Origin of the sequence: Loktanella sp. PT4BL, assembly GCF_003201935.1 — a bacterium.
Taxonomy (GTDB): domain Bacteria; phylum Pseudomonadota; class Alphaproteobacteria; order Rhodobacterales; family Rhodobacteraceae; genus Yoonia.
The window spans coordinates 851631-864796 of record NZ_QJJL01000002.1; the positions used below are offsets into that span (position 1 = coordinate 851631).

General features: G+C 59.3%; 10 protein-coding genes. 4 read left to right on the forward strand and 6 right to left on the reverse strand.

Translation table 11 applies throughout. From position 1 onward, the window contains the following. Window positions 1–129: 129 nt before the first annotated feature. The gene (locus tag C7964_RS09115) at window positions 130–1755 is read left to right on the forward strand and encodes an AMP-binding protein (RefSeq protein ID WP_110279323.1); all 1626 of its coding nucleotides are present in this window, start codon (window positions 130–132) and stop codon (window positions 1753–1755) included. 323 nt (window positions 1756–2078) lie between these two features. Continuing rightward, entirely contained in the window at window positions 2079–3095 is a 1017-nt protein-coding gene (locus C7964_RS09120) for a hypothetical protein (protein WP_110279324.1), read from the forward strand. A gap of 3 nt (window positions 3096–3098) precedes the next feature. On the opposite strand, the gene upp is transcribed toward C7964_RS09120, so the two are convergent. From upp to C7964_RS09150, 6 genes are read right to left on the reverse strand one after another with little or no spacing between them, the layout of a single operon-like run. After that, a complete protein-coding gene (gene upp, locus C7964_RS09125) occupies window positions 3099–3731 on the reverse strand; it encodes a uracil phosphoribosyltransferase (RefSeq protein ID WP_110279325.1) in 633 nt (210 codons plus the stop codon). Further along, complete coding sequence (locus tag C7964_RS09130) at window positions 3728–4717, reverse strand: adenosine deaminase (RefSeq protein WP_110279326.1); 990 nt, start codon at window positions 4715–4717, stop codon at window positions 3728–3730. Before C7964_RS09130 ends, upp begins: the two co-directional genes overlap by 4 nt. Then, window positions 4714–5889 carry a phosphopentomutase gene (locus C7964_RS09135; RefSeq protein ID WP_110279327.1) on the reverse strand — a complete coding sequence of 392 codons (1176 nt, stop codon included), beginning with the start codon at window positions 5887–5889 and terminating at the stop codon, window positions 4714–4716. Before C7964_RS09135 ends, C7964_RS09130 begins: the two co-directional genes overlap by 4 nt. Next, window positions 5889–7190, reverse strand: a complete 1302-nt coding sequence (locus C7964_RS09140; RefSeq protein ID WP_110279328.1) for a thymidine phosphorylase — start codon at window positions 7188–7190, stop codon at window positions 5889–5891. Before C7964_RS09140 ends, C7964_RS09135 begins: the two co-directional genes overlap by 1 nt. 1 nt (window position 7191) lies before the next feature. Then, window positions 7192–7638, reverse strand: coding sequence for a cytidine deaminase (locus C7964_RS09145; RefSeq protein ID WP_110279329.1), 447 nt, complete (start codon window positions 7636–7638; stop codon window positions 7192–7194). A 5-nt stretch (window positions 7639–7643) separates the two neighbouring features. Further along, entirely contained in the window at window positions 7644–8729 is a 1086-nt protein-coding gene (locus tag C7964_RS09150) for a cupin domain-containing protein (RefSeq protein WP_110279330.1), read from the reverse strand. Window positions 8730–8854: 125 nt separating this feature from the next. Here C7964_RS09150 and C7964_RS09155 point away from each other — a divergent pair, with 125 nt between their 5' ends. Both C7964_RS09155 and prpE read left to right on the forward strand, forming a co-directional pair. Continuing rightward, window positions 8855–11134, forward strand: a complete 2280-nt coding sequence (locus C7964_RS09155; protein ID WP_110279331.1) for an NADP-dependent malic enzyme — start codon at window positions 8855–8857, stop codon at window positions 11132–11134. Between the two features lie 98 nt (window positions 11135–11232). Continuing rightward, window positions 11233–13125: a propionate-CoA ligase PrpE gene (gene prpE / locus C7964_RS09160; RefSeq protein ID WP_110279332.1), complete on the forward strand. Its 1893-nt coding sequence runs from the start codon at window positions 11233–11235 to the stop codon at window positions 13123–13125. Window positions 13126–13166 lie beyond the last annotated feature (41 nt).

Consider the following 13166-nt stretch of genomic DNA (forward strand, 5'->3'; position numbering starts at 1 on the left):
GTATTATAGCTAAGTATTGATGTACGGAGGGCAATCCCGCGGACCCCTCGCAGGCCAATTCCCACTTTCCAAGTCCACAACATAGCGCAATACTCGCCGTCCAAAGACAATCTGCGGGAGGATCATGTCATGGGTTGGATGCGCGATGAAACCGGGCTTGAGAAGCGGGCGGCGAACTATGTCCCGCTGACGCCTTTGTCGCATTTGCAGCGCGCCGCACTGATCTTTGCTGATCGTGAAGCGGTGGTCTATGGCAAGACCAGAATAACCTATGCCCAATATTACCGGCGGGTCTCGCGGTTGGCCTCGGCGCTGACCAAGGTTGGTGTGCAACCGGGTGACGTCGTGGCAACACTCCTTCCCAATATCCCTGCGCAATCCGAAGCAGCCTTTGGTGTTCCCGCCTGTGGTGCCGTCCTGAATACGATCAACACCCGTCTGGATGTGGATACGGTGGCCTATATCTTTGACCACGGCGAAGCGAAGGTCGCTTTGGTAGACAGCCAGTTCCTGCCGCTTGCCATGGCCGCAATCGACATAATGGAGGGCCCTGCCCCCTTGATCATCGAAGTGCCTGATGATCAGGCCGGGGTCCATGCAATGGGCGCGCAGCAGAATTACGAAGATTTTCTGGCGACAGGAGATCCCGAATTTGCTTGGATCCTGCCACAGGACGAATGGGAAAGCCTCGCGCTCAATTATACATCCGGCACCACCGGCCGCCCCAAAGGCGTGGTTTATCATCACCGTGGTGCATACCTGATGACGATGGGTACACCGATCAGCTGGGAGTTACCGCTCTTTCTGCGCTACCTGCAAATCGTCCCGCTCTTTCACTGCAATGGCTGGAACCACACGTGGATGCTACCGGCCTTGGGCGGCACTGCGATCTGTTGCCGCGACATAACGGCCAAGGCAATCTATGACGCGATTGGCGATGAAAAGATTACGCATTTTGGCGGCGCGCCAATTGTGCTCAATTTGCTGGTAAACGCGAAAGACGCCGAACGCCGCGCCTTTGATCATGTGGTTGAGGTCTTTACTGCCGGCGCGCCCCCTGCCCCTGCAACGCTGGCCGCGATCGGCAAACTGGGGTTCAACGTGAAACAGGTCTACGGGCTGACCGAAACCTACGGGCATGTCACCGAATGCATCTGGGAAGACGCATGGGATAGCTTGCCCGAAGCCGACCAGGCGGCGATCAAGGCACGCCAGGGCGTCGGCTTTCCAATCATGGAAGATGTGACCGTGGTCGATGAACACATGCGGCAAGTCCCGCGTGACGGAGCGACACAGGGCGAGATCGTCATGCGCGGGAACGCTGTGATGAAAGGCTATCTCAAGAACCCCCAAGCCACGGAAAAGGCCTTTGCTGGCGGGTATTTCCATTCCGAGGACCTCGCAATCCAGCACCCGGGCGGGGCGATGCAAATTTCCGACCGTGCCAAGGACATCATCATTTCCGGCGGTGAGAACATCAGTTCGGTCGAAGTCGAGGGCGCGCTGATGCACCATCCGGCAGTGAACCTTTGTGCAGTGGTTGCCAAACCGGACGACAAATGGGGCGAAGTGCCCTGTGCTTTTGTAGAACTGAAGGATGGCGCCAGCGCGGAAGAAGCAGACATCATCGCTTTCACGCGGACGCGGTTGGCAGGGTTCAAATGCCCCAAGAAAGTCGTGTTCCAGGAACTGCCCAAAACCTCGACCGGAAAAATCCAGAAGTTTGAGCTGCGCAATCTGGCGAAGACGTTTTAGGCAGGCGGCAGGATGCCTCCGGCGGAAGTTTGATTGGACATGGAAAATCAAGGCTTCGTTAACCAAGCAACTCTAGACTCGCGGCTACGGTACAGGCGGAAGCGTTGATGACCGTGACGTGGAAAGTCGCGCTGGCGGGGATCTGAAAAGATCAGCCTGGACCGGGCAACCGGCCAGCGCGCAACCTTTCCACTTTCCATGTCCAATCAAACTTCCGCCGGAGGCATCAGGTCGTGCTCCGCATGATGCCACCCGCTGGTTGTTTCCGACATGACAACCCAGTCCGAAATCAGTACTCTGTTACCAAAAGGGCATAAGAGCAGATGACGGCACTGGACCGATATGTACGGCTGGAAAGCGAAGCGCTCTGGCGGTCTGAGCCGGAAGGGCAGCGTCGTGATGTCACGCTGTCGTTCGGCGATGCGACACTTGTGATTGCAGATGCTACGGGGCGTCCTTTGGCCCATTGGTCGCTGCCTGCGTTGATCCGGCAAAACCCCGAGGAGACGCCCGCAATCTACGCGCCAGACGAAGAGGCCAGCGAGATACTGGAGATTGCTGACAGCACCATGATCGAGGCGATCGAGGAGGTGCGCAAGGCCTTGGCAAAGTCGCGGCCCCATCCGGGAACACTGCGCCATTGGCTGACGGCCGGTCTGATCGTTGTAACCCTGCTCTTGGCCATCTTCTGGCTACCCGGTGCGTTGACACGGCAGACCCTTGCTGTGGTGCCAGCCCCCAAGCGCATGGAGATCGGAACGAAACTTCTGGGCTATGTGCAGGAAGACACCGGTGCGGCCTGTCAGTCGCCACGGGCAAATGCTGCGGCGGGACGTCTGGCACGGCGGCTTTTCGGGCCGCAAACCGCAGCGCGGATCATTGTGGTACCCGCGCTTGCGCAGGGCGCGTTGGCTTTGCCGGGTGGCATCGTCGCACTGGATTACGGGGTATTGCAGCTTTCGGATGATCCGGCGGTTGCGGCGGGTTTTATTCTTGCCGCGCGCGCCTCGGTCCTGCACATGGATCCGCTGGAAGCCTTGCTGCAACAGGCCGGGCTTGGCACCACATTCCGCCTGCTGACAACCGGCGAAGTTCCGGACGCAATCCTGCGCGACAATGCGGCAATGCTATTGGCGGGCGCTGCCGCGACACCAGATCCGACGCTTCTGCGTCAAACGCTGGCGGCGGCACAGATACCCCAGACCCCTTATTTGGCTGCCGTAGATGCCCGCAGTGGCACGATGCCAGAAATCGGCCCTGATCCGCTTGACGGCCAGACCGTCCCCCTCATCCTGACAGATAGCGACTGGGTCAGCCTACAGAATATCTGCAATATCTAGGCGTTACTTTGTCCCGAACATCCGGTCACCGGCATCGCCGAGCCCGGGCACGATATAGCCCTTCTCGTTGAGATGGCTGTCGATCGCGGCTGTCACGATCGGCACATCGGGATGGGCTTCGCGCATGCGCGCAATCCCTTCGGGGGCTGCCAGCAGGCAAAGGAACCGGATATTTGTTGCCCCTGCCTGTTTCAACAAATCAATTGCCGCAACAGAGGAATTGCCGGTTGCCAACATCGGATCGACGGCAATGACCAAACGGTCCTCTAGTTCTGTTGGTACCTTGAAATAATACTGTACCGGCTTGAGTGTTTCCTCATCGCGGTAAAGGCCGACAAAACCGACACGGGCAGACGGGATCAATTCCAATACCCCATCCAGAAGCCCGTTCCCCGCCCGCAGGATCGACACAAGTGCCAGCTTCTTGCCGTCAATTACCGGCGCATCCATGGGTTCCAGCGGCGTGTCGATACGTTTGGTTGTCATCGGCAGGTCGCGGGTCACCTCATAGGCCAGCAACTGACTGATCTCACGCAACAACTGCCGGAAAACGGCTGTGGACGTATCCTTTTGGCGCATCAGTGTCAGCTTATGCTGGACCAACGGGTGGGTGACGTGTGTGACGTGTTCGGTCATGGGGTGGGCTCCAGTCTTTTGGCAATGCGGGCTTTGGTGGCGTCATCGCAGAAGGCTGCGGCAAGTGCCGTTTCATTCAGGGATTTAAGATCGTCTTCATCCCAGCCAAAGGTGCGGTGCAGCATCTCGTATTCGTCGGTCATTGTCGTGTGAAAGAAGGGCGGGTCATCTGTTGAAACAGTCACCTTCACACCGGCGTCACGCAGTTTCGCAATCGGGTGGCTGTCCCAGTCTTTGACAGCTTTCAAAACCACATTCGAGCCCGGGCAGACCTCGAGCACGATCTCCTTCTCGGCGATCTCTTCAATCAGGGCAGGATCGCTTATCGCCCCGATCCCGTGGCCGATCCGCGCCACTTGCAAATCGCGCAGGGTTTCAGACACCATTGCCGCCCCACCCCATTCACCCGCGTGGCAGGTCAACGGCATTCCAGCCTCGCGGGCCATATCGAAGCTGTAACTGTAATCACCGGGGCGACCGACCATCTCACCACCGGCCATGCCGTAGCCCACGATGAAGTCGCCAAAGGTTTCAGCCGCACAGCGCGCAGCGGGTTTGCAGGCCTCGGGCCCGAAATGGCGGATGCCTGTCACGATCCCTTTCAGCGTAATCCCCAGCTTTTCGTCCGCTTCGGCTGCCGCATCTTGTATCGCGGCAAGATAGTCTTTCCACGCCGCCAGATCGCCACCGCCGCAAAAATCAGGTGACACGAAAGTCTCCATATAGACGACACCGTGAAATGCCGTTTCTTCCAGCACAGCCATGGTGAGGCGGCGGAAATCCTCGGGCGTTTGCAACGTCGTGCAAGCGGCCTCATAAACCTTCAGGAAATGGTCGAAATCGCGAAAGGCATAGCCGCCGTCGGCCGTGAATATCTTGCTGATGTCGATCTTCTTCTCCGCAGCCAGCCCTTTGATAAAATCCGGCGGCGCGCAACCTTCGAGATGTGTATGCAGCTCGACTTTGGGGAGGGTGCGAAAACTCATAGAAAGCTCTTTCCTTGGCCTGCGTAAGGCACATTCAAATGGGCGGCAACGGTGGCGGCCACGTCGACAAATTGCAGCTGGCCCAGCGCGCGCGCACCCAAGCCATGCACCAAAACCGGAACACGTTCACGGGTGTGATCGGTGCCGGCCCATGTGGGGTCATTGCCATGGTCTGCGGTGACGATCAACAGATCATCGGGTTTGAGTTTGGGCAAAAGTGCCGCCAGTTCCCCGTCAAACCACTGCAAATGGTCGCGGTATCCAGCCGCGTCGCGCCGATGTCCGTATTCGCTGTCAAACTCGACCAGATTGGCAAAAACAAAATCCCCGTCCGCCGCCTCGTCCGCCAGATCATGGATATGCCCCATCAGGGCCGCATCCCGCCCTTTGCGCAGATCATCAATCCCACGCATCGAGAAGATGTCGCCGATTTTTCCGACGGCATGTACAGTGCGCCCTGCATCATGGACATAATCGCAAATCGTAGGCGCCGGCGGCGCGATGGCGAAATCCTTGCGGTTGGCGGTGCGTTTGAAATTGCCGACTTCGCCAAGGAACGGACGGGCGATGACCCGCCCGACCCGCATGTCATGCACGGCGGGGGCAAGGTCATGGCAGAGCTTGATCAGCCGCTCTAACCCGAACGCCTCTTCATGGGCGGCGATCTGAAGCACGCTATCGGCCGATGTATAACAAATCGGCCAACCCGTGCGCAGGTGTGCTTCGCCCTCTTCATCCAGCACCGCCGTGCCCGATGCATGACGATTGCCCAGGATACCTTCGGTGCCCGCCAATTCACAGATCAGCGCAGTAAGCTCCGGTGGAAAGGCAGGATCGGTATCGGGAAACACATGCCAGTCCCACGGCACCGGCACACCGGCCAGTTCCCAATGGCCTGACGGCGTATCCTTCCCGCGCGAGATTTCCGTTGCTGCGCCCCATGCGCCTGTTGGGGTGGCATCCAGACCGACCGCTGCCTCGCCCGACGCGAGCTTTACCGCAGCTCCCAGACCCAGCGCCTCAAGTGTCGGCACATTGAGGCCGACATCCCGCGCAATGTGACCGACGGTATTGGCACCTGTATCGGGCAGTTGACCATTGAAAAACTGGTCCGCGTCCGGTGCCCCGCCGATCCCGACGCTGTCAATGACGATCAAAAAGGCGCGTGCCATCAGGTCATTCCTTCAATAACCAGCGGGCCGGGGGTGACCGCCTCACCGATTGTCATGGCGGCCTGAACCGCCATCGCAGCGGCAATGGCCGCATCCTCATCAGCGGCATGGACCACGCAAAGTGGATCGCCGCGCGAAACTTTTGCACCAAGCCGGACGACCTCGGTTAAACCCACCGCCGGATCGACCTGATCGGTTTCCACATTCCGTCCGCCCCCGAGGGCCACGACCGCAAGGCCCAGCGCCTCACCATCAATGGCCGAGATATAGCCCGACGCAGGCGCAGTCACATCGCCCACAACGGGCGCCTTGGGCAAATGCGTATGCCAGTCCTGCGCCATATCGGGCGGGCCGCCCAAGGCTGCAATCATCTGGGAAAACCGCTCCATCGCGGCACCGCTGCTCAGGGCCTCCTTGACACGCTGCACGGCAGCAGCGGTCTCTTCGCCCTGCATCATCAAAAGCTGGGTACACAGCCCGACAGTCAGGTCATAGAGCCGCGGTGCGACCTCTGTATTGCCCGCCAGCACCTCCATACAGATCGCCACCTCGACCGCATTGCCCAGCGCGGGGGCCAGAGGTTCATTCATATCCGTGATCATTGCCGCCGTGGTACAACCCGCACCATTGGCGGCAGTTACCAGCGCCCGTGCCAGCGCACGCGCCTCATCATGCGTTTTCATAAACGCACCCGTACCACATTTGACGTCCAGTATCAGGCTATCCAGCCCCGCCGCCAACTTCTTGGACAGGATCGACGCTGTGATCAGATCAATGCTCTCGACGGTCGCCGTAACATCGCGGACCGCGTAAAGGCGGCGGTCGGCAGGGGCAATCTGGCCGGTCGCACTGACAATCGCGCAACCCACCTCGCGGGTGATCAGGCGCAACTGCTTTTCAGAGACGTTGATGTTCACACCCGGGATCGCTTCAAGCTTGTCCAGCGTGCCGCCGGTATGCCCCAAACCACGCCCTGAAATCATCGGGACATAGACGCCGCAGGCCGCAAGCACCGGCGCGAGGATCAGCGACACGCAATCGCCCACACCACCGGTTGAATGTTTGTCAATCACTGGGCCCGGCAAATCCCATGTCATCACGTCGCCACTATCACGCATCCCGATCGTCAGCGCCGTGCGCCCCGCATCACCCAGCCCGTTCAACACCACCGCCATGGCAAAAGCACCCGCTTGCGCGTCACTTACCGCACCACTGGCCAACCCTTTGGCGAACCATGTCAGTTCCTCCTGCGTGGGGGCCTTCTTGTCCCTGACAGCGGCGATGATGGCACGGGCGTCCATGTCAGACGCGGCTCATATAGTCTGCGTCGAAACTGCCCGGCAACAGGGTCGCGACCGTGGTTTCATGCACGATGCCATCGGTTGTCGTAAGGGTCACTTTGACGTCGCCCTTGGCAAATTCAGCTATTTTCTGGCGACATCCGCCACAGGGGCTGACGGGTTTGGGGCTGTCGGCGATGACAGCGATTTCGGCGATTGCAGTATCACCTGCCGCAATCATCGCGGCAATCGCGCCAGCCTCGGCGCAGGTGCCTTCGGGATAGGCCACGTTCTCGACGTTGCAGCCGACATGTACAGCACCCGAGGTCGCCCGCAGCGCCGCCCCGACTTTGAATTTCGAATATGGCGCATAGGCGTTTTCGCGTACCGCGCGCGCGTGATCAATCAATGACATGAGACCTCCGGTATTGATGGTGTCCAGAGTGTGACGGACCGCGTGCGGATGCAAGAGGCTTAGGTCGTTGCAAAGACGCCCGGCAAGGTTACTTCAAGTAGCTCCAGATCATCCGAAGGATCGGCATAGCGCGTCTGCATACCCGGAGGGATCACAAAGGCATCACCGGGGGACAAAGTGAACGGGTCTTTGCCCTCTCCTTCCAATGTCATCGTGCCTTCCATCACAAAAGTAAAATGGATGTCGGCATCATGGCTGGACCAAACCGGGTCGCCCGCGCCTTTGCGCAGGACATGTACACCTGCAACGCCTTTCGTATTTGTCGCAATTGTCGTGTCACGCGCGATGAAACCTGGCAGGCGGGCAGGCTCCCACGCGGCCTTTGCCCCTTCGTTGAAGACAAACTTCTGTCCCTGCCATTCGCGATCAGGCCGCAGGTGCGGTGTCGGCAACGTCATGTCGTGATCAATCTCGGTGATGTGTTCTGCGGGCACACCGATTTCGATCACTTCAATCCCGTCCGAGGCTTCCAGCACGCGGTGGCGGATTTCGGGGGGCTGGATAAAGCAATCACCTGCGGTTAGGCGGATCGGGGGACCTTGGTCCTCATAGACCACATCGACCCAGCCACGGTAGCAGAAGATCAACTGAAACCCGACCTTGTGAAAATGCACCATATCCGGAACCGGCCCGCCGTCTGGAATACGAATATGGCTGGCAATTATCGACCCGCCCAATCGGGTCGGGATCAGGTCACGGTATTGCATCCCTGCGCGGCCAATCACCCAAGGGGCCTGATCCGCAAGGCGGCGAACGACAAAGGCGTGATCGGTTGGCGGCAGTTCCAAGGGCGGGTGCAGCGGATGCACCTCAACCCGTGTGCCACCCGGGGATGTCAGCGTCTTTTGCCCATCCGCAAATCCTGCATCATCCGTCAGAATACGCAAAAGGCCAGGGCTATCGCCGGTGCCTTGATCAAGCCGCACCCGCACACCGTGACCGGAATAAACCGCCACGGAGGGGTCATCGGCAGGATAAATCATATCCAGCCGCATCCCCAAGGTGCCGCCGAAAAATCCAAGATCAGCCCGCAGGTCTGTTGTCGGCAGGCACAGTTCGGCGCGTATTTCATTCAACTCTGTCATCTTTTGCACCCTGTCCTTGTCGCAAAATATTTGCAAGAGTAGGCGCTACGCAATTGACCCCGCGCTGTGCTTTCCGTAGGGACAAGGGAAAATGGTTTAACGTTAAACCATATTTGGAGGACGCTATGACAGACGATGCAAAAGACAGCCTGAGAGAGGCCGCACTTCACTATCATAAGTACCCCAAGCCCGGAAAACTCGAAATCCGCGCCACCAAGCCGCTGGCCACAGGCCGCGACCTTGCGCGCGCCTATTCCCCCGGTGTTGCCGAGGCCTGTATCGAGATCAAGAATGATCCCGACACCGCCCGCGACTATACCTCGCGCGGCAATCTGGTGGCGGTTGTCACAAATGGCACGGCCGTCTTGGGCCTTGGCAACATCGGTGCGCTGGCCTCCAAACCGGTGATGGAAGGCAAGGCGGTTCTGTTCAAGAAATTCGCCAATATCGATTGCTTTGATATCGAACTGAATGAACCCGACCCGGAAAAGCTCGCCGATATCGTCTGCGCGCTCGAGCCGACATTCGGCGCGATCAACCTTGAAGACATCAAGGCCCCTGATTGCTTTATCGTCGAGAAAATCTGCCGCGAGCGGATGAATATCCCCGTTTTCCACGATGACCAGCATGGCACAGCAATTGTCGTAGGTGCCGCGGCAACCAATGCTTTGCGGATCGCTGGCAAAACATTCGAAGAGATCAAGATCGTCAGCACGGGCGGCGGTGCGGCGGGCATTGCCTGTCTGAATATGCTGCTGAAACTGGGCGTGAAGCGCGAGAATGTCTACCTTTGCGATATCGAGGGCCTTGTCTACGAAGGCCGCGAAAAAGACATGACGCCACAAAAGGCCGAATACGCCCAAGGGACAACGCCTGCAACGCTGGCCGAAGTGATTGAAGGCGCTGACCTGTTCCTTGGATTGTCCGGACCTGGCGTTCTCAAGCCCGAGATGGTTGCCAAAATGGCCGAGCGCCCGATCATTTTTGCATTGGCCAACCCCAACCCTGAAATTGACCCCGAAGCAGCCCGCGCAGTGAACCCCAACGCGATCATCGCCACGGGGCGCAGCGACTTTCCAAACCAGGTCAACAACGTCTTGTGCTTCCCTTTCATCTTCCGCGGGGCGCTGGATGTTGGCGCGACCGAGATCAACGACGAGATGAAGATTGCCTGCGTCGAAGGCATCGCCGCACTTGCCCGCGCCACAACAAGCGCCGAGGCCGCAGCGGCCTATCAAGGCGAGAAACTGACCTTCGGGGCCGATTATCTGATCCCGAAACCCTTTGATCCGCGCCTGATGGGTGTTGTCGCCAGCGCCGTGGCCGGTGCCGCGATTGAAACAGGTGTCGCCACCCGCCCTGTCGACGATATGCAGGCCTATAAGGCGGCACTTGACGGTTCCGTGTTCAAATCCGCCATGATCATGCGTCCTGTGTTCGAGGCTGCGCGCACAGTCACCCGCCAGATCGTCTTTGCCGAGGGCGAGGACGAGCGCGTGCTGCGTGCCTCTCAGGCGATTATGGAAGAAACCACAGATACGCCCATCCTGATCGGCCGTCCCGAGGTGATCGCGGCACGCTGCGAACGCGCAGGCCTGAAAATCAGACCGGGTGTGGATTTCAGCATCGTGAACCCCCAGGACGACCCGCGTTATCGGGATTATTGGGGCACCTATCACGATCTGATGGCCCGTAGGGGGGTGACCCCTGATCTGGCCAAGGCCGTGATGCGCACCAACAGCACCGCGATTGCCGCCGTCATGGTGCAACGCGGCGAGGCTGACAGCATGATCTGTGGCACATTCGGCCAGTATCTCTGGCACCTCAACTACGTCAGTCAGGTGCTGGGCACTGACGGCTATCACCCCATTGCGGGCCTGTCGTTGATGATCCTTGAGGATGGCCCGCTCTTTATTGCCGACACCCAAGTGCATCCCGAACCAACGCCCGCCCAAATCGCCGAGACCGTGATCGGAGCGGCACGGCACGTGCGCCGCTTTGGTGTCGATCCCAAAATCGCACTGTGTTCGCATAGCCAGTTCGGCAACCTTGAAAGCGACAGCGGACGCCGGATGCGTGCGGCGATGGAAATCCTCGACAGCGCACCGCGTGATTTTGCTTATGAGGGCGAAATGCATGTCGATGCCGCTTTGGACGTGGAACTGCGCAATCGCGTCTTCCCTGCGGCGCACCTGCCCGGTGCGGCAAATACGCTTGTGTTTGCCAACACAGATGCAGCCTCTGGCGTGCGCAATATCCTGAAGATGAAGGGTGGCGGGCTTGAAGTCGGGCCGATCCTGATGGGCATGGGCAACCGCTGTCATATTGTGACACCGTCGATCACCGCGCGCGGTCTTTTGAACATGTCCGCCATCGCAGGGACGCCCGTGGCGCATTACGGCTAGTTAAGTTTTTGACTAGATCGGTCATTTGCGCCGCAGCGATGCTTGCAGAGGCCTGACCCGAACCTTAACAATCCTGCCAACACGTTTGGGAGGACGACATGGGATATGCTGAGGTTTATGGCGCGTGGCAGAACGATCCGGAAGGTTTCTGGATGGAGCAGGCCAAGTCAATCGACTGGGTCACCCCCCCGACAAAGGCGCTTGATGACAGCAAGGCCCCGCTTTACCGCTGGTTCACCGATGCCGAGGTGAACACCTGTTATAACGCTGTAGACCGCCATGTGGAAAACGGGCGTGGCGAACAGCTGGCCATTATCTACGACAGCCCCGTCACCCATACCAAGCACACGATCACCTATGCCGAATTGCAGACGCGCGTGGCCTCGCTTGCGGGGGCCTTGCGCGCCAAAGGCGTCGAGAAAGGTGACCGCGTCATCATCTACATGCCGATGATCCCCGAAGCGCTCGAGGCGATGCTGGCTTGTGCGCGACTGGGCGCGATCCACTCGGTTGTTTTTGGTGGCTTTGCGGCAAACGAACTGGCAGTGCGCATTGATGACGCCACCCCCAAGGCGATCATCGCGGGGTCCTGCGGGATCGAGCCGGGGCGCGTCGTGCATTACAAGCCTCTGCTGGACGGGGCCATTGAGATGGCGACGCACAAGCCCGATTTCTGCGTCATCTTTCAACGCGAACAGGAAGTTGCCGCCTTGATCGAGGGGCGTGATTACGACTGGCACGGGTTTCAGGCCGGTGTTGAACCTGCTGAATGTGTGCCCGTCAAAGGCGATCACCCCGCCTATATCCTCTACACCTCGGGCACGACCGGCGCGCCCAAAGGTGTTGTGCGCCCCACCGCAGGCCACCTTGTGGCGCTGAACTGGACGATGAAGGCGATCTACAACGTCGATCCCGGCGAAGTTTTCTGGGCCGCCTCGGATGTGGGGTGGGTCGTGGGCCATTCCTATATCTGCTACGCGCCCTTGATCCACGGCAACACCACCGTCGTCTTCGAGGGCAAGCCGGTAGGCACACCCGACGCAGGCACCTTCTGGCGTGTCATTGAAGAATATAACGTCAAATCCTTCTTCACCGCCCCCACGGCCTTCCGCGCGATCAAACGCGAGGACCCCAAGGGCGAGTTGATCAAGAACTACGATATTTCCGGCCTGCGCGCGTTATATCTGGCAGGTGAGCGTGCGGACCCTGACACGATTCAATGGGCCCAGCGTATTATGGGCGTGCCGGTCTATGACCACTGGTGGCAAACCGAGACCGGCTACACCATCGCGGGCAACCCTGCGGGGATCGAGGCGCTGCCCGTCAAGATCGGTTCGCCCACTGTCGCGATGCCGGGCTATGACGTGCAAATTCTGGATGAAGCGGGCCACCCGATGAAACCCGGCGAATTAGGTGCCATTGCTGTCAAACTGCCCCTGCCCCCCGGCACGTTGCCGACGCTCTGGAACGCCGAAGACCGCTTTGTGAAATCCTACCTGACGACCTTCCCGGGTTACTATGAAACCGGCGATGCAGGCATGATCGACGAGGACGGGTACCTCTATATCATGGCGCGCACGGATGATGTGATCAACGTGGCGGGGCACCGGCTTTCGACGGGTGCGATGGAAGAGGTGCTCGCGGGGCATCCCGACATCGGTGAATGCGCTGTGATCGGGGTGACAGACGAGCTTAAGGGGCAGTTGCCCATGGGGTTTGTCTGCCTCAACAAAGGCTGCGAAACGACGCCGGAACAGATCGTGAAAGACTGCGTCAAACGGGTGCGCGATACGATCGGCCCTGTGGCTGCGTTCAAACTGGTCGCCGTGGTGGACCGTCTGCCAAAAACACGGTCTGGCAAGATCCTGCGCGGAACAATGGTCAAGATCGCGGATGGGGCAGACTTCAAGATGCCCGCGACGATTGATGATCCGGCGATTCTGGACGAGATCAAGGAAGCGCTGAAGCCGTTAGGGTATGCGGGCGGTTAAGTCGCGCATGGTGGCTTCGCGCCGAATGTGCCGCCCGAGGC